This is a genomic window from Exiguobacterium alkaliphilum, assembly GCF_018138125.1.
Lineage (GTDB): Bacteria > Bacillota > Bacilli > Exiguobacteriales > Exiguobacteriaceae > Exiguobacterium > Exiguobacterium alkaliphilum.
Window position 1 is genome coordinate 2,350,111 of sequence record NZ_CP073101.1, and the last position, 22,925, is coordinate 2,373,035.

At 55.5% G+C, this 22,925-nt stretch carries 21 protein-coding genes, 1 pseudogene and 1 other annotated feature; of the genes and pseudogenes, 7 read left to right on the forward strand and 15 right to left on the reverse strand.

Annotated elements, in window-relative coordinates:
- Nucleotides 1-42: 42 nt before the first annotated feature.
- The 5 genes and pseudogenes from KB235_RS12140 to KB235_RS12160 all read right to left on the reverse strand — a co-directional run.
- Entirely contained in the window at nt 43-1,260 is a 1,218-nt protein-coding gene (locus KB235_RS12140; RefSeq protein ID WP_034817948.1) for a type II secretion system F family protein, read from the reverse strand.
- 4 nt (nt 1,261-1,264) lie between these two features.
- Nucleotides 1,265-2,302 (reverse strand): type IV pilus twitching motility protein PilT, encoded by a 1,038-nt coding sequence (locus KB235_RS12145; protein WP_211779763.1) that lies wholly within the window; start codon nt 2,300-2,302, stop codon nt 1,265-1,267.
- 4 nt (nt 2,303-2,306) lie between these two features.
- The gene (locus KB235_RS12150) at nt 2,307-3,965 is read right to left on the reverse strand and encodes a GspE/PulE family protein (protein WP_034817946.1); all 1,659 of its coding nucleotides are present in this window, start codon (nt 3,963-3,965) and stop codon (nt 2,307-2,309) included.
- Nucleotide 3,966: 1 nt separating this feature from the next.
- Nucleotides 3,967-4,251: a hypothetical protein gene (locus tag KB235_RS12155; RefSeq protein ID WP_034817945.1), complete on the reverse strand. Its 285-nt coding sequence runs from the start codon at nt 4,249-4,251 to the stop codon at nt 3,967-3,969.
- A 191-nt stretch (nt 4,252-4,442) separates the two neighbouring features.
- Nucleotides 4,443-5,474: pseudogene (locus tag KB235_RS12160) on the reverse strand (G5 domain-containing protein); the annotation flags it as partial.
- A gap of 165 nt (nt 5,475-5,639) precedes the next feature.
- Here KB235_RS12160 and KB235_RS12165 point away from each other — a divergent pair.
- The 3 genes from KB235_RS12165 to KB235_RS12175 are packed head-to-tail and all read left to right on the forward strand — an operon-like array spanning nt 5,640 to nt 8,264.
- Complete coding sequence (locus tag KB235_RS12165) at nt 5,640-6,089, forward strand: prepilin-type N-terminal cleavage/methylation domain-containing protein (protein WP_211779765.1); 450 nt, start codon at nt 5,640-5,642, stop codon at nt 6,087-6,089.
- Nucleotides 6,031-6,591 (forward strand): PilW family protein, encoded by a 561-nt coding sequence (locus tag KB235_RS12170; protein WP_211779766.1) that lies wholly within the window; start codon nt 6,031-6,033, stop codon nt 6,589-6,591. The genes KB235_RS12165 and KB235_RS12170 overlap by 59 nt, the downstream gene beginning before the upstream one ends.
- Before the next feature lie 17 nt (nt 6,592-6,608).
- Nucleotides 6,609-8,264, forward strand: coding sequence for a hypothetical protein (locus KB235_RS12175; RefSeq protein ID WP_211779767.1), 1,656 nt, complete (start codon nt 6,609-6,611; stop codon nt 8,262-8,264).
- 32 nt (nt 8,265-8,296) lie between these two features.
- On the opposite strand, the gene KB235_RS12180 is transcribed toward KB235_RS12175, so the two are convergent.
- Together KB235_RS12180 and KB235_RS12185 are read right to left on the reverse strand one after the other, a co-directional pair.
- The gene (locus KB235_RS12180) at nt 8,297-9,814 is read right to left on the reverse strand and encodes a hypothetical protein (RefSeq protein WP_211779768.1); all 1,518 of its coding nucleotides are present in this window, start codon (nt 9,812-9,814) and stop codon (nt 8,297-8,299) included.
- Between the two features lie 78 nt (nt 9,815-9,892).
- Entirely contained in the window at nt 9,893-11,107 is a 1,215-nt protein-coding gene (locus tag KB235_RS12185; protein WP_211779769.1) for a bifunctional folylpolyglutamate synthase/dihydrofolate synthase, read from the reverse strand.
- Nucleotides 11,108-11,215: 108 nt separating this feature from the next.
- Here KB235_RS12185 and KB235_RS12190 point away from each other — a divergent pair, with 108 nt between their 5' ends.
- From KB235_RS12190 to KB235_RS12205, 4 genes are all read left to right on the forward strand, one after another.
- Nucleotides 11,216-12,655, forward strand: a complete 1,440-nt coding sequence (locus KB235_RS12190) for a protein adenylyltransferase SelO (protein ID WP_211779770.1) — start codon at nt 11,216-11,218, stop codon at nt 12,653-12,655.
- Between the two features lie 90 nt (nt 12,656-12,745).
- Nucleotides 12,746-12,922 carry a hypothetical protein gene (locus KB235_RS12195; protein WP_211779771.1) on the forward strand — a complete coding sequence of 59 codons (177 nt, stop codon included), beginning with the start codon at nt 12,746-12,748 and terminating at the stop codon, nt 12,920-12,922.
- Entirely contained in the window at nt 12,919-13,113 is a 195-nt protein-coding gene (locus KB235_RS12200) for a hypothetical protein (RefSeq protein ID WP_211779772.1), read from the forward strand. The genes KB235_RS12195 and KB235_RS12200 overlap by 4 nt, the downstream gene beginning before the upstream one ends.
- Nucleotides 13,110-13,286 carry a hypothetical protein gene (locus tag KB235_RS12205; RefSeq protein ID WP_156028796.1) on the forward strand — a complete coding sequence of 59 codons (177 nt, stop codon included), beginning with the start codon at nt 13,110-13,112 and terminating at the stop codon, nt 13,284-13,286. Before KB235_RS12200 ends, KB235_RS12205 begins: the two co-directional genes overlap by 4 nt.
- A 20-nt stretch (nt 13,287-13,306) precedes the next feature.
- Here KB235_RS12205 and KB235_RS12210 read toward each other — a convergent pair whose 3' ends face one another.
- From KB235_RS12210 to hemA, 8 genes are all read right to left on the reverse strand, one after another.
- A complete protein-coding gene (locus tag KB235_RS12210; protein ID WP_051690303.1) occupies nt 13,307-13,516 on the reverse strand; it encodes a hypothetical protein in 210 nt (69 codons plus the stop codon).
- Between the two features lie 156 nt (nt 13,517-13,672).
- Complete coding sequence (locus KB235_RS12215; protein ID WP_211779773.1) at nt 13,673-14,428, reverse strand: hypothetical protein; 756 nt, start codon at nt 14,426-14,428, stop codon at nt 13,673-13,675.
- A gap of 86 nt (nt 14,429-14,514) precedes the next feature.
- Nucleotides 14,515-17,166: a valine--tRNA ligase gene (locus KB235_RS12220; RefSeq protein WP_211779774.1), complete on the reverse strand. Its 2,652-nt coding sequence runs from the start codon at nt 17,164-17,166 to the stop codon at nt 14,515-14,517.
- A gap of 56 nt (nt 17,167-17,222) precedes the next feature.
- Nucleotides 17,223-17,446 (reverse strand) — a binding site (T-box leader).
- Between the two features lie 47 nt (nt 17,447-17,493).
- On the reverse strand, nt 17,494-18,798 hold the full coding sequence (gene hemL / locus KB235_RS12225) for a glutamate-1-semialdehyde 2,1-aminomutase (protein WP_034816347.1): 1,305 nt from the start codon (nt 18,796-18,798) through the stop codon (nt 17,494-17,496).
- Nucleotides 18,795-19,775 carry a porphobilinogen synthase gene (gene hemB, locus KB235_RS12230; RefSeq protein WP_211779775.1) on the reverse strand — a complete coding sequence of 327 codons (981 nt, stop codon included), beginning with the start codon at nt 19,773-19,775 and terminating at the stop codon, nt 18,795-18,797. Before hemB ends, hemL begins: the two co-directional genes overlap by 4 nt.
- The gene (locus KB235_RS12235) at nt 19,772-20,458 is read right to left on the reverse strand and encodes a uroporphyrinogen-III synthase (RefSeq protein WP_246514206.1); all 687 of its coding nucleotides are present in this window, start codon (nt 20,456-20,458) and stop codon (nt 19,772-19,774) included. The genes hemB and KB235_RS12235 overlap by 4 nt, the downstream gene beginning before the upstream one ends.
- Nucleotides 20,430-21,347 carry a hydroxymethylbilane synthase gene (gene hemC, locus KB235_RS12240; protein WP_211779776.1) on the reverse strand — a complete coding sequence of 306 codons (918 nt, stop codon included), beginning with the start codon at nt 21,345-21,347 and terminating at the stop codon, nt 20,430-20,432. Before hemC ends, KB235_RS12235 begins: the two co-directional genes overlap by 29 nt.
- Before the next feature lie 56 nt (nt 21,348-21,403).
- Nucleotides 21,404-22,747, reverse strand: coding sequence for a glutamyl-tRNA reductase (gene hemA / locus KB235_RS12245; RefSeq protein ID WP_034809755.1), 1,344 nt, complete (start codon nt 22,745-22,747; stop codon nt 21,404-21,406).
- Nucleotides 22,748-22,925: the final 178 nt, after the last annotated feature.

Consider the following 22,925-nt stretch of genomic DNA (forward strand, 5'->3'; position numbering starts at 1 on the left):
TTGGAGTTGAAAAGTAGTATATGTGCATAAACTAAGAATTTTCTACTGATTTTGGATATCCCCATAAATTTGGAACATCGGAACGACGACGGCGATGACGATGACCCCGACGATACTTGCCAATACAACGATTAGTAATGGCTCGATAATCGACTTCAACCGGTCCGTCGTCGTCTCGACCTCGGTCTCATAAAACTCGGCGACTTCGTTCAACATCGAGTCCAAATCCCCGCTCTCCTCGCCGACCGCGATCATTTGCGTCATGAGCGGCGGGAAGTTCGTGTTGCGCATGAGCGGCTCGTGAAGCGGGATGCCTTGCGCCATACTGTTGCGCGCCTCGGCGAGCCCTTTACGGATGACGCGGTTCGAGACGATCTTCTCGGTAATCTCAATTGCCGACAAGATCGGCACGGCCGCTTGAAGCAGGACGGCCAAACTTCGGGTCAATAACGCGATTTGTGACTTTAGGACGATTGGCCCAAAAATCGGTAGTTTCAGCAACAACCCGTCGATGATGAACCGCTCCTTATCTCGCTTCAACATCCACGTAAACACGAGGACACCGAGTATCGCGATTCCGAAGATGAGCCACCAATAGGCGGCGACGAAGTCGGAGACGGCGACGACGATCCGGGTGATGAGCGGAAGTTCGCCTCCGAGCTGCCCGAAGATGCTCGCGAACGTCGGGACGACGCTCACCATGAGGAAGGCGACGACGCCGATGGCGACGATCGAGACGACAAGCGGATACGTGAGCGCCGAGATGACTTTCCGTTTCACGTCGTACTGTTTCTGAAGCTGGAGCCCGATTTGGTCGAGCGCTTCCTCCAAGTTCCCGCTCGCCTCACCCGCAAGCGCCATCGAACTGAAGAAGTTCGAGAACACGCGCGGGTGTTTCTTGATCGCCTCGGAATAGGCGATCCCTTCCCGTAAATCGTCCTCGACTTGGCTGAGCGTCTTCTTCAATACTTTCGACTCGGTCTGGACGCGCAAGATCGACGTCGCCCGGACGATCGGCACACCGGCCCGGATGAGCGTCGCGAACTGGCGCACGTACATGATCAAATGTTCAATCTTCACCCGCTCCGGGAGAAGGTTGATCTCGGTGTTGAGCCCGGTCGACTCGAGTTCGGACAGCTCGGTGACGAGAATCGACTCTTCGCGGAGTTTCTCTTTCGCCTCGCGGAGCGAGACGGCCGTGATGCGGCCTTTTTTACGGCGCCCGTTCAAGAGCTTGCCTTCGTATTGGAATATGGCCATACGCTTACCTCATTTCTTCGTTCGGCACGGCGTTAGGGTTGATGATACCTTGCCGGACGAGTTGCTCGATGGATGCATCCATCGACTGCATCCCGCTCTGCCGGTTCGTCTGGATGACGGTCGGGAGCTGGAACTCTTTTTCATTGCGAATCAAGTTGGCGACGGCCGCGTTGCCGAGCATGATCTCCATCGCGGCGACGCGTCCTTTCGGGACGTCGACACGCGGGAACAAGCGCTGGCTGACGACGCCTAGCAAGACGTTGGCGAGCTGTGTCCGGATTTGGTCTTGTTGCTCGGCTGGGAACGCGTCGATGATACGGCTGACGGTCGACATCGCGCTCGACGTATGTAACGTCGCCATGACGAGGTGTCCCGTCTCGGCCGCCGTCATCGCCGTCGAGATCGTCTCGAGGTCGCGCATCTCCCCGAGCAAGATGACGTCCGGGTCTTGCCGGAGCGCGGCACGTAGTCCGTTCACGAACTTCATGACGTCCGAACCGATTTCGCGCTGGTCGACGATGCTCTGGTTATGGGAATGCAAATACTCGATCGGGTCTTCGAGCGTGATGATCCGCTTCCGTTGCGTCCGGTTGATCTCATGGATCATCGCCGCGAGCGTCGTCGATTTCCCCGACCCGGTCGGCCCCGTCACGAGGATGAGTCCGTGCGGTTTCTCGATAAGACGTTTCAACACGGCCGGCAAGTCGAGTTCGTTCATCGTCGGGATTTCCCCGGAAATGGAGCGAAACGCGATGGCGACCGTCCCTCGCTGATAATAGGCGTTGACGCGAAACCGTGAGACGCGCGGCACACCGAACGAGAAGTCGAGGTCGCGCTCTAAATCGAGCCGGGCCCGCATGTCATCGGTCATAATTTCGCGTAAGTAACTCTCAATGTGGGCCGGCAACACCTTCTCCTCACCCATCGTGACGAGGCTTCCGTCGATGCGGAAGATCGGCGGCGAGCCCGCGGTCAGATGGATGTCCGAGGCGCGCTGTTCGACCGCCTTCGTCAAAATCACTTCTATCGATTGATGGATCATCTCATCACTCCGTTATGACTGTTCTCAGTATTTCTTCGGTCGTCGTCAATCCTGACGCGACTTTTTCTAACCCGTCGGCGAGCAGGAACCTCGCCCCGTGCTGTTTTGCGTAGTCGACCATCTCGGCCTCGGTCGCCTGATTCATGATGAGACGGCGCAACCCTTCATCGATTGGCACGACTTCATGGATGGCCAGGCGGCCCCGATAGCCGGTGAAGTTACAAGACGCACAGCCGTTGCCGCGGACGACGTGGTCGATGGCGACCCCTTCGTTCGCGAACAGTTCTTGCTCACGCTTCGAGACGGGCTGCGGATGACCGCAATCCCGACAGACGCGTCGGACGAGACGCTGGGCGACGAGCCCGGACGTCGACGCGGCGACGAGGAACGGCTCGACCCCCATGTCGACGAGACGGGTGATGGAACTGATGGCCGAGTTCGTGTGGAGCGTCGACAGCACCAAGTGACCCGTCAGCGAGGCACGAATGGCGATCTCCGCCGTCTCCGTGTCTCGAATCTCCCCGACCATGACGATGTTCGGGTCTTGACGGAGAATCGAACGCAATCCTGAGGCGAACGTGAGCCCGACTTTCGCGTTGACTTGTACTTGGTTGATCCCATCGAGCTGATACTCGACCGGATCCTCGACCGTGATGATGTTTTTCGTCTCGTCGTTCAATTCTTTCAGTGACGCGTAGAGCGTCGACGACTTCCCTGAACCGGTCGGCCCGGTGATCAAGATGATCCCGTTCGGTCGCTTGAGCATGTCGCGGTAGACGCGCTCGTTGTGCTCGCCGAAGCCGAGCTTTGTCAGGTCGGTCAACCCTTCCGACGAGTCGAGCACCCGGATGACGATCTTTTCACCGTACATCGTCGGGAGCGTCGAGACGCGAAAGTCATACGGTCGGTCGCGGAGCGTATATTTGATGCGCCCGTCTTGCGGCAATCGGCTCTCGGTGATGTCTAAGTTACTCATGACCTTGATTCGGGTCAGCATGACGCTTTGAATCTTCTTCGGATAGACCGCCTCGGTGCGAAGGTCGCCGTCGACCCGGAAGCGGACGTGGAGCTGCTTCTCGTGGGGGTCGAAGTGGATATCCGAGGCGCGTTGGTCGATGGCACTCAAGAACAGTTGATTGACGAGCCGGATGACCGGCGCGTCATCTCGTGACGCCGTCTCTTGCCGTTCCACTTCGGGCGCTTCTTCTTTTAAAATCTCGATGAGTGAGGCGTCCATCTCGTAATAGCGGCTAATCGTCTTACGTATCTGTTCTCGCGTCGCGATACCGACCTCGATGTTCATCCCCGTCTGGAGCCGGACGTCATCCACCGCAATCAAATCAAGGGGATCCGCCGTCGCGATGAACAGCGTGTTCCCCTGTAACTCGATTGGCATGATATCGTGCTTTTGGGCGATCGCCTTCGGCACGAGCTTTGTCACGGTCATGTTGATGTCTTGCGCGTATAACGCGATAATCGGCACGTTCAACTGCTCATGAAGCACTTGAATGAGCTGCGTCTCCGTCAAATAGTTGAGCCGCATGAGCGTATCGCCGAGCTTTTCACCCCGTCGTTTTTGAGCGAGCGCCTCATCGAGCTGGGCCGTCGTGATGATCCCTGCCTCGATGAGCATCTCACCTAATCGTTTCTTCGTCCGTCTCACCTTACTTCACCATCCTCTGCGGTACCTCCTGTTGCACGACGTCTCGTTGTTCGATGAAGACGCTCAATGCGGCACCGCCGATCACGCCGAGGACGAGGAGGGAAATAGCCCACCACGTCCGCTCGAGTCCTTCCATGTACATCGTGTACACGCCGACCGCGATCACGGCGACGAGAAGCGCGATGACGAGTTTCGTCTCCCGTTTTCGCACGTTCGGGACCGACAGAGCGAATAGCGTCAACGTGGCGAGCACCCAGAAGGCGAGCAAAATCAAATATCCAATCATCCGACTGCCTCCTCGCTTGTTTCCGGAACGCTTTCAAATACCGGCGGTTCTTCTTCAAAATCATACAATCCGTCATTCTCTACATCGTCATCGAACGGGTCATCTTCCAGTAGTTCGTCGGGAAAAGTTGGGATGACCGGTTCGACCGGCTCTGGAGGCGGAAGCGGGACCGAGCTTTTCGTCACAATCTCCGGGACCGGCTCATAGAAGTCGAACCCAAGCATCTCAAGTGTTTCCCCTGATTCGGTGATGCGGACACGATACAGCTTCCCGGATTCACCCGCTTGTCCCGATTGTGTCACGGAGGAGCTACCGGCCGGAAGTGACGGGCTGAAGCGAACGACATTTTGATACGGCACGCTCACGACTTCTTCGACGCGTGACTCGTACGCCGCCTCGAACGCTTTTCCGAGCAATTGCACGGTCATCGTGTTCCCTTCGTTCAAGACGATGATGGCGTATGCCGTCTGTTCTGTGTTTTGAACGGCAAAGTTCGAACGGTCATCGACGAGCACGTCATAGCCGAGTTCGACCCCGCTCGGAAGCACTTCATGCGGGACGCGTTCTAAAATGTTGAACGGCGTCGCCGCGAACAGCTGGTAAAGGGAAGGGCCGAGCGTTGTCATGGCGTCGAAATCGTCACCGAACGCCTTCAAGCTAAAGATGTCCCCGGCGTTCATTTCAAACCCGTTCATCCGCTCGAGTACCGAGCGCATCGCCGGTGTCGGGCTGACCGTCATCGAAGCGACGACCTCGTTCTCTTCGGCAATCGTCTCAAGGACGATATTCGAATCAAGCTGAGATGCCGATGCGGTGATCGGTCCGGTCACCATCGTCATCGTCACCGGCTGATTGTCGAGGTACGGGGTGATCCGTTCTTCGTCAAGGGCAACCGCGAGCGGGTAATCCCCTGGTTCGGTGATCGTCTCGAGCGTACCGTCGACGTTGAACGTCACGACGTCTTTCCCGACTTCGAGCGTCGTCCCGTCGACGAGCGTCACGTTGAACGGCGCGTTTTGAAAATCTTTGACGGCGTTGTCAAGCCGGATCACCGCTTCTTGCTTTGTCATGCCTGACACATCGATGCCGGCGACGCGCGTGTCTTTATATGTAGCACTCGTCTTCGCGGCCACGTCCAAGTAGTTGACGAGCCCGATCGTCGGCAGCGACACGAGCAGGACGAGCCCTGCTAGGATGAGAACGTGCATCCCATATCGTTTCATAATTTAAATTCCCCCTAAATGGTCGATCCATGAGACTTTCGATGGACTATCCGAAATCACTGTAACTTTAGTATAATATGCATTGTACAGAAAATAACAATTAATTCAGGAAAATAGACTGTTTTTGCCTACAGTTTTACTATTTTTGAAAAGGAGGTCAACGTGTTGCGTCGTTCTGAACAAGGTTTCACACTCGTCGAAGTACTCGTCTCGATTGTAGTCGTATCGATTCTCGCGCTCGCTATGATGAATATCTTCTCCCAAAGCTTACGAATCACCTCCTCCGATTTAGATCGGACCGTCGCCAATCAAATCGCCCAAAATACGTTCAAGACGATTGAACGACGCGCTGCCGACATGACGGGCTCGTTCGACGTCGCGACGCTCCTCGGCGGAACGCAAGGTGCCTGCGAACTCTGTAACGTCTCGATTAACGGCCGTGAGTTCGACGTCGACATTACACCGACAGAAACGACGCCCGGCTTACTCGACGTTCACATCACGGTCACGTCGGAGACGCTTCTAAAACCGATCACGTTGAAAGGAGTGGTGACGAATGCGACGCTTCGCGAGAAGTTCCCTGAGACAGGCAACCCAGAAGCTGCGACGCGATGAAGACGGTGTGACGCTCGTCGAGCTGTTGCTCGCGCTCGTCATCTCTGCTATCTTCGCCGGCATCGTCATCGCCGTCTTTCTGTCCGGTACGCTTGGGTTCCGTTTGACGAACGACACGAGCTCCCTCCGCAGTGAGGCCGACTATCTCATCTCGACCGTCATGCAGGAGATGAATCGGACTGAATTCGATGCCGTCGAAGTGACGAACGGGGTCTACACGTTCCATCGCCTCGGTGACCCGAAACTGTCAGCGAAAGGCATTTTATATCGAGAGAGCGGCTACGTCGCGACGACGGCTTCCCTCTCGTCAGCTTCTTTTGCCTCTTCGAATCCAGACGTGCTACTGCAGCATGCTACCGTCACGTTAAAGGACGGTACGGCGGACGCTCGGGACAAACGGAGCCGTTTTTATACGTCCGGGCTATTTGAAGTGAGCATCACGCTCGCCCCGGCGAACGACCCGTCACGGCCGAAGACGTTCACAAGCGTCATCCCATTTTGAGAAATGAGGTCTTTCTTATGAAACAAGATGAACGAGGCTACGTGCTCATTCTCGTCCTCGTGACGATGGCTGCGCTCGCCGTCCTGTCGTTAGCGGCCATCCAAGTCAACTTGGCGGCGAATAAACAGACCGTCTTCCGTGTCAACGAGACGCAACTTGACACGGACGTGAAGAGTGTGTTGAACGTGCTCGTCGCAGACGTCCGAAAGACGTTCCCGAAACACGATCCGGATACGGTCGAAGACTACATGAAAACGCAAACGGCGTTCCAAAGTCGAGTCGAGACGTTGCTCGCCTTGAATCAGCTATATACCGGTTCACGCCAGTCTGATGAAAATGAGATTCGGTATACAATTAGCCGGTCCGTGACGGACAGAATCGACGCTCCGTTCACGACCGTGTTGACGCTGACGGCGACCGGCACGACGAAACCGAAGCCAGAACAGCCGACCCAGACGGCGACGTATTCACAGGACGTCTATTTGACGGCGTTGCCGTCGTTCTTGTATTACGTGCTCGGCACAGACGATATGCTGACGATCAACGGTCCGCCGTCCATTAGCGGCAACATGTACGCCGGGAAACAGCTCGACTTGAATCGTGATGCGAACTATCAACTCGGCAGCAGTAAAAAGACGCTCAGCAACAGCCCGACAAGCCGGTTCTATACGGACGGCAAGATCGACCTTGGAGACACGGCGGAGTGCAGCGGCTGCGACGCCCCAAACTATTTCGCGACGAGCACGACGCCAGGCGCCTCGGACCGACCTGATATCGGTCAAGTCGAGAGCTCGTTCTCCAAGTTCAACTTCGATTACTCGATCGTCCAATATGTGAACCGGCACGTCACGGCCGCACCGTATATCGCGTATGGCGCACCGGAAGCCTCGATTTTCGGCAGCGGACGCTTCAATGTCCCTACCACGCCGCCGTTCATCACCCAGACGTACACGGTACCCGGACAAACCGAGCCGATCACGCGTTGGACGGAGTTCATCGATCGGCAAAGGCTCGACGCCATCACCGACTTGCGACGGATCCAAGCGCCGACGACGTCGAATAACCCGATCATCATCAGCGAGTCGATCGCCCGTTCGACGGTTCCACTCCTTTTCGACGGTGACGTCGTCATCGAAGGGACGCGCGACATCACGATCAGCCGTCCGCTTATCGTGAACGGCAACTTGACAATTCGCGGCAAGGTCGCCTTCGACACGACCGTCTACGCACTGAAAGACGCCTTTATCGACCGAGCCGAGATTCGCGGTGTCTCTTCGGCGCAAGACAGTTCGCTCGTCTTGCTCGCGAAAGGGAAAGTGCTGCTCAACCGGATCGACGAGTTCAGCGACACGTCGTCCCCGCTCCAGGCGTTCCTCTATAGTGACTCTGAACAGCCTACGCGCGTTTTTGCCGTCGGTTCGATTGTCAACATCAGAGGCGGCCTCTACAGCAAAGGACCGCTCGAGATCAACACGTTCCGCGGTACGTTCCAACCGCTCCCGGCCGGCAGCCCGAAAGAGGCGTATTTTGCTTCATCGAATGTCACGCCGTCCGACGAGTTCGCCAAGTCACGGCTCGTCATGGAGTATAACGAAGGCGTGTTCGAACAAATCAATACGCTCCCGGTCACGAACCAGTTGCAACTGTTCGTCAGCCAACCGGTGAAACAATAAAGAGGAAGCCGCGCTGGCTTCCTCTTTTACATTTAATAGAAATCGCCGCTCGGCTCATCCGTCCCTGGGTTCGGGTCCGTGCCCGGCTTCACTTGGACGTAGAATTCTTGGGCGATTGGCGTCGGTCCATTTCCGTTCGGGAATGAACGGCTGACGTCTTGTGTGACGAGTCCGATTTTCGCAAGACCCGGCTTCACGAGTGTTAGCGTGTTGTTCTCGATTTTGATGACGTCTGTCCCTTCCAGCACGGTCAACCCATAACCGGTGACATTCGCTGTCGTCGGGAAGAACTTGACCGGGTATGCGTACGGGCTTTGGCTCATATACAAGACGACGTTCGGGGTCGAGACTTTTTGCGGGTACTCTTTCACGTTGATGAGTGCCGTCTTGGATTGACCTGAATATCCTGTGAGCGCCCCGACAACTTGAACATTGCCGTCACTCCCGTGCTGCGCTTCCACGGTCACCGACGTGCCGTTCGGGGTCAACCGAAGCGCGTTCGAGTTCGATGTCCAGGACACCCCGAGCTTATTGTTGACAGAGGATTGATCGTCTTTCAACTGGTTCAACGTCAACGTGGCGGTTTGTCTCACGACCGAACCATCTTTCGGGTACACCCAAAGCTCTTTCGGGTCTGGCGTCAACGTCAAGTTCGGCAACTTGACGGTCACTTTCAAATCGTTCGACTTGGCGACGAATCCGTTCGGATATTTGTATGTTGCGCGAACAATCGTCTCACCAACGCCGACAGCCTTCAATCCTGTCGAAGTGGCGCTGCCGCTTTGAAGCGTCACGATGTTTGAGTGCTCGACGACCCAGTCTAAATTGACGTTAGACGGGATATGAGACGACAGTTCAGCCTCGATTGATTTCGTATCATTCATATAAATCGTCGTTGAAGATGGAAGTTTAAGCGTCAAGCCTTTGACGACGACCGGTTGCGTATTCAAACTGCCGGGATTACCCGTGAACGTCCGATCATGTTTTGCCGTCTTTCCAGCATGATCGGCCTCAAGTGAGTAAGCGAATTTACCTTCCGAAAAATTGAAGGTGCCAGGTTCGTTCCCCATTAACTTGATCACAATCGTTTCTGAGACATTCGATTGCTTCGCATAGTCATTGCATTTTATCTCTGCGCCCGACTTCGGTTTCCCACAAAAAATCTCGATTTTCCCTTTTAAGATGCGGGAAGTTTGATTAAACTCCCATCCTGTCGGCAACGGGCCAACAGGCGAAAACCCGTTTGGGATCTTCTCTTCAATCTGGGCCTCCCAATCAACATAATTGTATGCGTTGATGTTAGGGCCTTTGTCACGATTAAAGATTTCTTCTAGTGAAAACAAATACGTCATCGTGAACGTGCTGCCGATCAATCCTTCCGGAGGTGAAATCGTCCGGGTGATTTCACCTTCGAATTTATCAGGGATTGATTTTGCCGCATACGTTTCTAACCACGTGTCCGCAAATGCCGATGAGTAGAGAATGGCGGTGAGTGCGATTCCAAACATGGCAATCAGTACGTACTTCTTCGGTCTCGGTTGTTTAGACATCTAAGGTGCCTCCTGGTCTGTTCGATTCAATACACGTACTCACCTTAGTCATACCCTTTTTTCACCAGCCACACAAGGTCATTTTTGCAAACCTTGGAAATACGTTCTTACTTCACTAATGAAGTACAGCGACCCCGTCACGACGAGCGTCTTCGACTGTGGTGCTTTCATCCAATCATCAAGCCACGGTTTCCAATCGACATAATCGGCCCCGTCTGCAAGTAAATCTTCTTTCGTCCGTGTGCGCGGGAAATCGAACGTCGTCTCGTACACTGTTCCGACCGTTTGAAGCGACGCCACCATGCTGGCTCGGTCTTTATCGGAGAGGATGGCCGCGAGGATCGTCACGTCGTCTTCGAGCCGTACTTGCTCGATGAGCGCCTCGACCCCTTCCGCGTTATGGGCTCCGTCGAGCAGAATGCGCGGCGTTTTCGACACGAGCTCATATCGGCCTGGATGCTGCGCTGTCTCAAGACCTGACCGAATCGCCGTTCCTCCCCATCCGAGATGACGCGCGACCGCGACGGCACACGCCCCGTTATACGCCTGATGGTGTCCGGTCAATCCGAGCGTCACCGGAGGCAACCCGTCGTATGTCACGACCGTCTCGCGCCCGTCCTCAATCGACGTGACGAGTGATGTGGCGTCATGAATCGGGGCGTCCATCGTCTCTCCTTGTGCGTCAAGCAATCCAATTAACCGCTCCTCCGTCAAACTATGGAACATCGGCACATCGCGCTTCATGATGCCGAACTTCTCAAGCGCGATCTCTTCGAGCGTATCACCGAGGATGCCTTGATGGTCGTGCCCGATGGACGTGACGACCGTCGCGAGCGGCCGTTTCAACACGTTCGTCGAGTCGAGGCGACCCCCGAGACCGACTTCCCAAATGACGAGGTCAGGCTGTTGTTCATGGAAATAGAGCCATGCCATGACTGTAAGCAGTTCAAATTCCGTCAACGTCTCTGGTGACGCACTCGCACAGGCTTGAACGCGATTCGCGATGTCGACGAGGTCCTCTTCCCCGATTGGTTCTCCGTTCAACATAATCCGCTCCTCGAACTGGATGATGTATGGTGAGATGAACGTCCCGACGTTCAGACCTTGTTTAATTGCTATCGACCGCAAGAAAGCGACGGTCGACCCTTTCCCGTTCGTCCCGGCAACGTGGACCGAGGGCAACTCCTCAATCCCGAGTCGTGAAAGCATCCACTCCATTCGTTCGAGCCCCGGCTTGATGCCAAACCGAAGCTGTCCGTTCAACCAATTCAATACGTCTTGTCTCGTCTCCATCTCGATTCACTCCTATATGTACACTTCCTTTTCATCTTACCAAAATTCGCAGACACCGAACGAATGAATCGGCTGTGCTATACTCGAGGCGAAGAAGGAGGGATTGTGATGACAACCAATTGGAACTTCGAGGCGACGTACCTAGAACTCCGTGACATCTTTTACGACCGGGGACCCGTCCATCCGGTCGAAGCACCTGAGCTCGTCTTGTTCAACGACGATCTCGCGAAATCGCTCGGGCTCGACATCGAGGCGGTGAAACAGGACGTCGCCCTGTTAGCCGGGAATATTCAGACCGACACGTCCTTTTCCGAGGCGTATGCCGGGCACCAGTTCGGGCACTTCACGATGCTCGGGGACGGGCGTGCCCTCATGCTCGGGGAACATCTCGCACCGAACGGAAAACGGTTTGACGTCCAATTGAAGGGCTCGGGCCCGACCGAATATTCACGGGGCGGCGACGGCCGGGCCGCCATCGGTCCGATGGTCAGAGAATTTATCATCAGTGAGGCGATGCACGCGCTCGGCATCCCGACGAACCGCGCCTTGAGTGTCGTCAAGACCGGTGAGCCTGTCATGCGACAACGTCCCGAGCATGGGGCCGTGTTGACGCGTGTCGCCTCGAGCCACTTGCGCGTCGGCACGTTCCAATATGCGGCCGCGGCCGGTTCGATCGATGACGTCATCGCGCTCGCCGACTATGCGATTCGTCGCCACGACGCTGACCTTGAAGTAAAGCCGGACCGCTACGAACAGTTCCTCCGTCGCGTCATCACGCGTCAGGCGAAACTGATCGCCGACTGGCAACTCGTCGGCTTCATCCACGGCGTCTTGAACACGGACAATACGTTCATCAGCGGTGAAGGACTCGACTACGGACCGTGCGCGTTCATGGACACGTATCATCCGCATACCGTCTTCAGCTCGATTGATCGGGAAGGCCGCTACGCCTATGCGAATCAGCCGTACATCGGGTCGTGGAACTTGGCACGCCTGGCCGAGACGTTATTGCCGCTCTTCGCCGAGACGCAAGAAGCCGCCATCGACATCGCCAACGAGCTGTTGAACGAGTATACGGAAACGTATAAAGAAGCGTACTTCACGGGACTCGCGCATAAGATTGGGCTATACGTCCGAAAAGACGGAGACGATGCGCTCACGGACGAATTGCTTCGCCTGATGGTCGAGACCGAGGCGGACTTCACGAACACGTTCCGCGCCCTCACGCTCCGTGACACGGAATCGCTCGCCTTCGCCAATCGTGACGACGGCAAGGCGTGGCTCGCCGCCTGGCGGAAACGTCTCGGGGAACAAGGTCTTCCGGATGAAGACGTGACCCGGCTCATGCGCCAGCACAACCCTGCGGTCATCCCGCGCAACCATCACGTCGAGTCAGCGATTCAAGCAGCCGAACGAGGTGACTTCGAACCGACGCATGCATTGCTTGCCGTTCTTAGAAACCCGTACGATTATGAAGCAGACTATGGCCGCTACGTCTCACCTGGACCGCCACGAATGGTTCCGTATCAAACGTATTGTGGCACGTGATCCATCCCGCTCTCGCGGGATGGATTTTTTTAGGAACCTTCTCCAATCCATCGACGTATAGGTGAGTATCAATCATTCAGGAGGTTCCTTATGCGTCTACTTGCATCACTCATCTCACTCGGTTTTGCCTGCCTCATCTCGCTCGAACTGTGGCAAGGTCCGTTTTATAGCGGCTGGGTATGGTCCATGCCCGCGTTTTTCTTAATCGTTTCGTTCTTCCAGTTCATGAAACATGTGAATGAGCTTGAATGGGAGGAAACAAAATGAAGGGTACAATCACCGCACTGATTTTTCTCATCGTTTCGGCTTCTTACACGGTATATAGTCTCTACCTCCTATTGATCGGCCAAGCGGTCCAGCCACAATGGACCGGGCTTGCGCTCGGCGCCTTATTCACCTCATCGTACTTCCTGTTGACCAAACAGTTGCCAGCGTGGGACGGAAGTGACCACGAATGAGAGTCGTCTATTTCATTTTGATGCTCATCGCCGCGTTTCTGTACGCGGTCTATCTCGTCCATCTGTATCGGGTCGGGTTGACCGATTCGCTCTACATGCATTTCCTTTGGATCACCGCTATCGGTCTCTACATCACCTGGCTAAAACGAAGAACCTCCAGACGTCAGGACTGATGTCGGGAGGTTCTTCTCGTTTAAATCCCAAAGTGGACCAAGTCTTTCCCCTCGCGCTCAGCACGGACGATTAGGCTCGCTAAATCGCTCAACGCTTCTGATTGAGGGAATGCTCTTGACTGTGTGACGACATTATAGAACATCGACAACGATTCGTTTGGGATTATGGTGATTCCATAATAATCTAACCCGAGTTCAGGACGATGATACGAATGGAAATAGGTACGCATAATCGAACACTCCTCCATAAGCTCTTGGATAAAATCATCATCAACCTCAGTGTATCCATTATAATCTGAATTACGTATAGGTGTTTTCAAGTTTCGATCCCATAAATCAAATTCGTGCACTGGCAAACAAGAACCCATCCTTTCTCCTGATTTAATTTATTCTTTTATTGGAAAGTCTGCCGATGACGCCTCTGGTAACGAGTCCGAGAGGTCGAGCAATGTCTCTTCCGATACGTTCCCTGTCACGACAATCAGTCTCCCTTGGTCGAAGTAATACAAGCCGTTCCCTACCGGTTGATTTAAGCGATACCGCTCATTCGAAACGTCTCGTCGGTCAATCAATTCACCGCCAGTCACACTAAACGAATCGGTCGACAAAATCGTGATGCGCTCCGTCTCATCATACAACGTCCACATCTCGACCGGGCGCTCGAGCTGATTCATCTCAAAGTGGGCGATAAAGAGCTCCGCTTCAGGCAAATCCAATCCGTGTCGGACTTTTTCAGCCGCCTTGGACACGGTGAGGTGTTGAATACCATGCAACATCCACTCCTCGCCCCGTGAATAGTTGAACACGCCGAACGAATCGTCGCGATCAGGCAACCGGATGGCGATGAGTCCAAGATTATCGAGGACCGTTTCGTAGAAAACACCCTCTTTCGAGGGTTGCTCGGACGTGCCATCCGTATATTGAAGTGTGTATTGGGCCGTGACCGCATCGACAAGTCGAACGGTCCCTTTCGGCACATCTTCAATCACGGAGCCGAACACGTCTTTCTCCTCCGATGGTGATTTGGTTGCTTCGTTGATTGTTACTTCGGATTCGGTTCGTTCAATCGGCGCAGGCGTTTCCGCCATACACCCGCTCAAACCGAACACAACAAGGCTGGCGATGACCAATCGTCGCTTCATATCTCATCCACCTTTATCGTATGTAATACCTAATTCTACCAAAAAAACCTTCTTCGGAGAAATTTTCTCCAAAGAAGGTCGATGCATTACTTACGCAACTCTTCCAAACGGGCGCGGACCGCGTCACGCTTGTCGAGGTAGTCTTTTTCTTTCGCTTTTTCTTCGTCGATGACGTGAGCCGGGGCCTTGCCAGTGAAGCCTGGGTTGCCGAGTTTCTTCTGTACGCGTTCGACTTCCTTCTCATACTTCGCCACTTCTTTTTCAAGACGGGCGATCTCTTCTTCGAAGTTGATGAGGTCGGCGAGTGGGATGAACAGTTCTGCTCCCGTCATGATGGCCGACATCGACTTGTCCGGAGCCGTCAAGCCACGCGCGATTTCGAGCTCGGTCGCGTTCGTGAACTTGCCGATTGTCGCCTCGTTCGCGCTCAAGTAGCCTTGTGTCGCCTCATCCGACGTCGAGATGAAGAGTTGAATCGGTTTCGACATCGGGGCGTTCACTTCCGAGCGGATGTTACGGACCGAACGGATGACGTTCATGACCGCCTCGAACGCAGGGACTGACTCCGCGAAGTGGAGGTCGTCACGGCGTGTCGGGTAGCTCGCACGGACGATCGAGTCGCCTTCGTGCGGCAAGTGCTGCCAGATTTCCTCTGTGAGGAACGGCATGAACGGGTGCATGAGACGCATGATCGAGTCGAGCGTATGCGCGAGCACCGAGCGTGTCGTCGCTTTCGCCGCCTCGTCCTCACCGTAGAGCGTGAGTTTCGCCATCTCGATGTACCAGTTACAGAACTCTTCCCAGATGAAGTTGTACAGGTAGCGACCGGCTTCGCCGAACTCGTACTTGTCGACGAGACGCGTCACTTGGTCGACCGTGTCGTTCAAGCGTGTGAGAATCCACTTGTCGGCAAGCGTCTTCTCGCCTGAGAGGTCGATGTCCTCGAACTTCATGCCGTCCATGTTCATGAGAGCGAAACGGCTCGCATTCCAAATCTTGTTCGCGAAGTTCCATGTCGATTCGATTTTCTCCCAATAAAAACGGAGGTCGTTACCTGGCGTTGACCCGGTGAGGAGGAACCAGCGGAGCGAGTCCGCGCCGTAATGGTCGATGACTTCCATCGGGTCGACGCCGTTCCCGAGCGACTTCGACATCTTGCGGCCTTCCGAGTCGCGGATGAGACCGTGGATGAGGACGTCGTTGAACGGTTGCTTCCCTGTGAACTCGAGCGATTGGAAAATCATGCGCGATACCCAGAAGAAGATGATGTCGTAACCCGTGACGAGCGCGCTCGTCGGGAAGTAACGGTTGAAGTCTTTCGCATCCGTGTCCGGCCATCCCATCGTCGAGAACGGCCAAAGCGCTGACGAGAACCACGTGTCGAGCACGTCTTCGTCTTGCGTCCAGTTCTCGCTGTCCGCTGGTGCGTCTTTCCCTACATATACCTCGCCCGTCTCGTTATGGTACCAGGCCGGGATGCGGTGGCCCCACCAGAGCTGACGGCTGATACACCAATCGCGGATGTTCTCCATCCAGCGGAGGTACGTGCCCTCGAACCGCTCTGGGACGAAATTGACTTTCGTATCGTCATGTCCTTGCGCTTCGAGCGCCGCTTTCGCGAGCGGCTCCATGTCGACGAACCACTGTTTCGAAAGATACGGCTCGATGACCGCGCCCGAACGTTCCGAGTGACCGACCGAGTGCGTGTGCGGCTCGATCTTGACGAGCGTGCCGTCCGCTTCTAAATCTTTCACGAGTTGCTTGCGGCATTCGAAGCGGTCGAGCCCTTCGTACTTGCCTGCGTTCTCGTTCATCTTGCCGCCTTCGTCCATGACGAGGACGCGCGGGAGTTCGTGACGGTTCCCAATCTCGAAGTCGTTCGGGTCGTGTGCCGGTGTGATCTTCACGCAGCCTGTACCGAACTCCATGTCGACGTAGTCGTCCGCGACGATTGGAATCTCACGGTTCATGACCGGGAGCATGATCGTCTTGCCGACGAGGTGCGCGTAACGCTCATCTTTCGGGTTGACGGCAACGGCCGTATCGCCGAGCATCGTCTCCGGACGCGTCGTCGCAATCTCGATGTGGCCCGAACCGTCCGCGAGCGGGTACTTCATGTGATAGAACGCGCCTTCCACTTCTTGATAAATGACTTCGATATCCGAGACGGCCGTCTTCTGAGCCGGGTCCCAGTTGACGATATACTCGCCACGGTAAATCAAGCCTTTCTCATACAAGCGGACGAATACTTCCTGAACCGCTTTTGAGAGCCCTTCGTCGAGCGTGAAGCGCTCACGCGAGTAGTCGAGGCCGAGGCCAAGTTTTGACCACTGGGCACGGATCGTGTCCGCGTACTCGTCTTTCCACTCCCACGTCTTCTCGAGGAACTTCTCGCGTCCGAGGTCGTAACGCATGATGCCGTCCTCACGGAGCTTTTGTTCGACTTTCGCTTGTGTCGCGATTCCAGCATGGTCCATCCCTGGGAGCCAGAGGACGTCATAGCCTTGCATGCGCTTCAAGCGCGTCAATAAGTCTTGGAGCGTCGTGTCCCACGCGTGTCCGAGGTGAAGTTTCCCCGTCACGTTCGGTGGCGGGATGACGATCGTGTACGGCTGTTTCGAGTCGTCCTCGTCTGCTTTGAATACGTCGTTCTCTAACCAGTAGTCGTACCATTTCGCTTCCGTCGCACTCGGGTCGTACTTCGTCGGCATGGTGATTTCGTTTGTCTCGTTGGCCATATATAATGCCCCCTCTATAAAATGTAAACACAAAAACGGCTTCTCTCGTCCTATACGCTAAGGACGAAAGAAGCCGAATCTTCCGCGGTACCACCTTAGTTCGCCAAACACGTTGGCGCCCTCAAAATCGAATAACGGTCGATGGACCGGACCTCTCTACTCGCGTTCAAAAGGTCAGCTCCGAGGCGACTTCCGCACCATCCTTCGCGGCCTTGCACCAAGCGGCCGCGTCTCTGGGAAAGGATGGTTGTTGCGTACTATTCCTCATCATAGCTTTTGTTCGTATCTGTTAAACAATTGTAGCGACAGAAGCGGGTTCCGTCAAGATTAGAGTGAAAACTCTTCTTGTAGCTCTTTGAACGTCGCTTCGACCGCTGCGAGCGTCTGCTCGATGTCCTCGTCCGTATGCACGGTCGAGAGGAACAATCCTTCGAACTGTGACGGTGGCAAGAACACGCCGCGCGCCGCCATCTTCTGATAATACGAGCGGAACATCTCGAGATTGGCCGATTTCGCCTTCTCGAAGTTCGTCACTTTCTCGTTCGTGAAGAAGAAGCCGAACATCGACCCGGCACGGTTCGTGTCGTGCGGGATGTTGTACTTCTCGCCCGCTTTCGTGAACCCTTCGGCGAGACGATCCGCTTTGCGTTCGAACTCGGCGTAGTGCTCAGGCTTCAGTTGCGACAGCGTCGTGTAGCCGGCGATCATCGCGAGCGGGTTTCCTGAGAGCGTGCCCGCCTGGTAAATCGGTCCTTGCGGCGCGATTTGTTCCATGATCTCGCGTTTCCCGCCGTATGCACCGACCGGAAGGCCGCCGCCGATGACTTTCCCGAGACACGTCAAGTCCGGCGTCACACCGAAGTAGCCTTGGGCACAGTTGTAGCCGACACGGAAGCCGGTCATGACCTCGTCAAAGATGAGGAGCGCGCCGTTTTGTTCCGTGATCTCACGAAGTCCTTCGAGGAATCCTGGCTGAGGCGGGACGAAGCCCATGTTGCCGGCAGCCGGCTCGACGATGACACCTGCGAGGTCATCGCCGTACTTCTCAAACGCGACGCGGACCGCTTCTAAGTCGTTATACGGCACCGTGAGCGTATGGCTCGCGAGTTCTTTCGGCACGCCCGGTGAGTCCGGGAGACCGAGCGTCGCGACACCGGATCCGGCTTTAATGAGGAGCGAGTCGCCGTGGCCGTGGTAGCAACCTTCGAACTTTAAGATTTTCGTCTTGCCCGTGTAACCGCGTGCGAGGCGGAGCGCCGCCATCGTCGCTTCCGTACCCGAGTTGACCATACGCACCATCTCGATTGACGGGACGCGGTCGATGACGAGTTCCGCCATCTTCGTCTCGAGCTCAGTCGGTGTCCCGAACGTCCAGCCCTTCTCTGCCTGCTCTTGAATCGCTTTCGTCACGACCGGGTCGCGGTGACCTAAGATGAGCGGCCCCCAAGAGAGGACGTAATCGATATATTCGTTGCCGTCGATGTCGTACACACGTGAGCCTTCACCGCGTTCAGCGAAGATTGGTGTCATCCCGACTGATTTATAGGCACGGACCGGGCTGTTTACCCCGCCCGGCATGAGCGGACGTGCTTGTTCGAACGCCGCTTCTGAGCGTGTTTGTTTGTAGGTCATGCGTAGTCTCCTTCCAAATAGCGACAGACGTCTTTTGCGAAATACGTGACGATGAGGTCCGCGCCGGCCCGTTTAAAGCTGACCATCGTCTCCATGACGATGCGTTGCTCATCGACCCAGTCGTTCAAGGCCGCCGCTTTGACCATGGCGTACTCTCCGCTCACGTTGTATGCCACGATCGGCATATCGAGCGAGTCGCGCATGTCACGGATGATGTCCATGAACGCGAGCGCCGGTTTGACGATCATGAAGTCGGCGCCTTGCTCGACGTCCGATTGTGATTCACGGAACGCCTCGCGACGGTTCGCCGGGTCCATCTGATAGCCTTTCCGGTCACCTTCACCTGGTGCCGACTGCGCCGCGTCACGGAACGGTCCATAATACGCCGATGCGTACTTGACGCCGTAACTCATGATCGGGATATGACTGAACCCGTTTTGGTCGAGCCCTTCCCGAATCGACGCGACGAAGCCGTCCATCATCGAGCTCGGCGCGATGATGTCTGCACCCGCTTGCGCTTGCGTGATCGCCGTCTGCACGTGAAGCGGCAGTGACGCGTCGTTATCGACGTCCCCGTTCTTCACGATGCCGCAGTGGCCCGTTGACGTATATTCACAGAGACACGTGTCGGCGATGACCGTGAGTTCTGGCGCCCACGCTTTCACTTGACGGATCGCTTCTTGGACGATGCCGTGGTCGTGATACGCTTCCGAACCTTCCGGGTCTTTATGCTCCGGTACGCCGAACAAGAGCACCGACTGAATACCGAGGTCGACGATCTCCTTGATTTCGTCCTCGAGCCGGTCGAGCGAGAAGTTGAAGACGCCGGGCATCGAACTGACCTCACGCTTAATATTTGTCCCTTCGATGATGAAGAGCGGGTAAATCAAATCTTCTTTCCGAACATGGTTTTCACGTACGAGTGCACGCATCGACTTCGATGAACGAAGGCGACGGTGACGGTCGAACTGGTTCATGAAAAATCCTCCCCTACACACTGTATTAATGCATCCATAGTATAACACTCAGGCACGCGGACCGGTAACGTCGACACTTCCCGGACGGCGCGCTCGGTCACTTCACCGATGGCGTACCACGTCCCGTCGAAACGGTCGAGGTACGGTGTGATCGCCCGAACGGCGGACGGGCTGAGGACGAGAAGTGCGTTGACGCGTTCGAGCGCCTCGACTTCCGCCTCGGTCAAGTCACGACCGACCGTCTCATAGACGACCCAGTCGACGACATGGTGAAGTTGTTTCATATGATCCGTGTTCGCCAAATCGCCCCGGGCGAACACGACGGTCTCGTCCGGTTTGACGACGTGGGCCAACTCGTGGAACAGCGCCTCGCCCGTATACGTCTCCGGCATGAGCGAGACGGTGAAGCCAACTCGTTCGAGCGCTTGTTTCGTCTTCTCGCCGACGGCGGCGACGCGGACGTCGCGCGGGACGTCCGTCAGCGCCGGTACGGCTGTCTGGCTCGTGACGACGAGCCAATCGAATGAACGGGTCGGTAGTGGCGCATCGGTCAATCTCGTCTCGATGAGCGGGACGTGATGAACGGAAAGACCGCTCGCCTCGAGCGTGGCCCGTTGCGAAGCGGTCAATCGTTTTGTCCCTGTGTACCAGACGTCACACATCGACCGAGGCGAGAATCTCACGTCCGCCACGTCCGAGGAGTTCGTTCGCCACGTCTTGACCGAGTGCGATTTCATCCTTCGACGTCTTCGTCACGCGGAGCACTTCTTTGCCGTCGACCGAGGCGATGAGCCCGGTAAGCGTCACATCGTCCCCGTCGACCGTCGCGTAACCACCGACCGGCACGTGGCAGCTCCCTTCGATCGCCTTTAAGAACGTCCGCTCGGCCTTCGCCGCTTTCGCCGTCACGTCATCGTGTAACAGTTGTAAGATCGCCGTCACTTCAGCGTCGTCTTTCCGGCTCTCGATGGCGAGCACACCTTGGCCGACGGCCGGGACCATCATGTCCGGGTCGAGCGCTTCGAAGTCGACACGGTCCGTCCACCCCATGCGCTCAAGCCCGGCTTTGGCGAGCAAGATGGCGTTGAAATTTTCCGCCTCGAGTTTTTTCAGTCGTGTGTCGATGTTGCCGCGAATCCATTGAATCTCGAAGTCCGGGCGCGCCGCGAGCATTTGCGCGCCGCGACGGAGCGAGCTCGTCCCGATAATCGCACCTTCCGGGAGCGTCTCGAGCGTATGGCCGTTCTCACAGATGAGGACGTCACGCGCGTCGACGCGCTTTGGCATACAGCTGATGTAGAGCGCTTCCGGAAGTTCGGCCGGGACGTCTTTCATGCTGTGGACCGCAAAATCGATGTCACCGTCGAGCATCTGTTGTTGAATCTCTTTGACGAACAACCCTTTACCGCCGACTTTGGATAACTGGACGTCGACGATTTGGTCACCTTTCGTCACGATTTCTTTAATCTCGAACTCGTTTTGTGCGCCAGCTTTCTTCAATTGCTCGATGACCCATTTCGTCTGTGTCATCGCGAGTTGGGAACGGCGTGAGCCGACAATGATTTTACGCATGATTGGTCTCCTTCATAGAAAAAGGCGACGAGATTCGCCGCCTGTTTGATTTTGTATTAGCGCATCAAAGCGCGTAGTGGTGCTTTAGCTGACATCGCTTCGGCTTCTTCCGTTTCCGGTTCGGCGTCAGGGATGTCGACATCGAGACCGAACGTCTCGACGAACTGGTTGATGCGTGTGTTCGCATCCGGCTGAGCGGCTGCGTCTTTAATATAGTCAATCGGTTCGCGAAGCATCTGGTTAATGATTGACTTCATATGCTTGCCAATGACCTTTTTGTCACGGTCCGACAAATGGTCGAGCTTACGCTCGAGGCTCTCCATCGTCTCCTCTTGAATCGTGAGCGCGCGGCCGCGCAACTCGTTCATGATCGGCACGACGCCGAGCGTGACGAGCCATGCCTGGAACTCGTGAATCGCCGCGTCAATCTTCACTTCGATCTTCTCGGCTTCGACGAGGCGGGCCGCCAAGTTCTTGTTGACGATGCCGTTCAAGTCGTCGACATCGAACAAGTGGACACCTGGAAGCGCACGTACCGCTGGATCGATATCTCGCGGTACGGCAATGTCAATCAACAAGAGCGGACGCTCACGGCGAAGCAGTTGTGCTGCCGCCACGTCATCATATTCGATGACGGCTTGTTTCGCGCCCGTCGAGCTGATTAAAATGTCCGCATCGAGCAGACCGCAGGCAATCTCACGAATCGAATGGGCCCGGCCTTTGAACTTGTCCGCGACCGCTTTCGCCTTGCTCTCGGTCCGGTTGAAGACGGCGATTTGTTTCGCCCCAGCCTCGAATAAGTTGAGCGTCGTCAACTCGCCCGTCTCACCGGCACCGACGACGACGACTTGCTTGTCGTCGAGTGACGTATACATCTCTTGTGCGAGTGCGACCGCTGCCGAGCTTACCGATACCGACATTTCCCCAATTTGCGTCTCGGTATGAGCCCGTTTGGCGAGCGTGACGGCTTCTTTGAACAGTTTGTTAAATACTGTCCCTGTCGTGCCGTTCTCTTGCGCACGGAAGAAGCTCGACTTCACTTGCCCTAAAATCTGTGTTTCCCCAATGATCATCGAATCGAGCCCAGACGTGACGCGGAACAAGTGGCGAATCGCCTCTTCACCTTCACGAATCGACAAGTATGGCGTGAACTGGTCCATCTCAAGGTCGAACCAGTTGGCCAAAAAACGTTTCGTGTAATAACGTCCCGTATGGAGCTGGTCGGTGACGACGTATAGCTCGGTCCGGTTACACGTAGACAAAATAACCGACTCGAAAATGCTCTTCTCTTCGCGAAGTGCAATCATCGCATCCACGATTTCTTGCTCCCCAAACGAGAACTGCTCCCGAATCGCGACAGGGGCTGTCTTGTTATTCAGTCCAACGACGACAATATGCATGTATCTCTTCCCCTCATCCAAAATCCACCGACGGTTGTCTTTTCTATTTCAATCTCTACCGTACATTATAACAGTTCTTATCTGGGAACTATAATCTTCTGTTTGATTTTCCTGAAATAAAATAAGAACTTTTTGTGACGAAAAAAAGTAGAAACGGACAACGAAGCCATTTCTACTT

Coding starts and splice junctions, on each gene's coding strand:
- KB235_RS12185 (WP_211779769.1), bottom strand. CDS start 11,107: ATGGAGACGAGACAAGACGTATTGAATTGGTTGAACGGACAGCTTCGG.
- KB235_RS12190 (WP_211779770.1), top strand. CDS start 11,216: ATGACAACCAATTGGAACTTCGAGGCGACGTACCTAGAACTCCGTGAC.
- KB235_RS12215 (WP_211779773.1), bottom strand. CDS start 14,428: ATGAAGCGACGATTGGTCATCGCCAGCCTTGTTGTGTTCGGTTTGAGC.
- KB235_RS12200 (WP_211779772.1), top strand. CDS start 12,919: ATGAAGGGTACAATCACCGCACTGATTTTTCTCATCGTTTCGGCTTCT.
- KB235_RS12155 (WP_034817945.1), bottom strand. CDS start 4,251: ATGATTGGATATTTGATTTTGCTCGCCTTCTGGGTGCTCGCCACGTTG.
- KB235_RS12210 (WP_051690303.1), bottom strand. CDS start 13,516: ATGCGTACCTATTTCCATTCGTATCATCGTCCTGAACTCGGGTTAGAT.
- KB235_RS12180 (WP_211779768.1), bottom strand. CDS start 9,814: ATGTCTAAACAACCGAGACCGAAGAAGTACGTACTGATTGCCATGTTT.
- KB235_RS12140 (WP_034817948.1), bottom strand. CDS start 1,260: ATGGCCATATTCCAATACGAAGGCAAGCTCTTGAACGGGCGCCGTAAA.
- hemC (WP_211779776.1), bottom strand. CDS start 21,347: ATGCGTAAAATCATTGTCGGCTCACGCCGTTCCCAACTCGCGATGACA.
- KB235_RS12175 (WP_211779767.1), top strand. CDS start 6,609: ATGAAACAAGATGAACGAGGCTACGTGCTCATTCTCGTCCTCGTGACG.
- KB235_RS12145 (WP_211779763.1), bottom strand. CDS start 2,302: ATGATCCATCAATCGATAGAAGTGATTTTGACGAAGGCGGTCGAACAG.
- hemL (WP_034816347.1), bottom strand. CDS start 18,798: ATGACCTACAAACAAACACGCTCAGAAGCGGCGTTCGAACAAGCACGT.
- KB235_RS12170 (WP_211779766.1), top strand. CDS start 6,031: ATGCGACGCTTCGCGAGAAGTTCCCTGAGACAGGCAACCCAGAAGCTG.
- hemA (WP_034809755.1), bottom strand. CDS start 22,747: ATGCATATTGTCGTCGTTGGACTGAATAACAAGACAGCCCCTGTCGCG.
- hemB (WP_211779775.1), bottom strand. CDS start 19,775: ATGAACCAGTTCGACCGTCACCGTCGCCTTCGTTCATCGAAGTCGATG.
- KB235_RS12195 (WP_211779771.1), top strand. CDS start 12,746: ATGCGTCTACTTGCATCACTCATCTCACTCGGTTTTGCCTGCCTCATC.
- KB235_RS12220 (WP_211779774.1), bottom strand. CDS start 17,166: ATGGCCAACGAGACAAACGAAATCACCATGCCGACGAAGTACGACCCG.
- KB235_RS12205 (WP_156028796.1), top strand. CDS start 13,110: ATGAGAGTCGTCTATTTCATTTTGATGCTCATCGCCGCGTTTCTGTAC.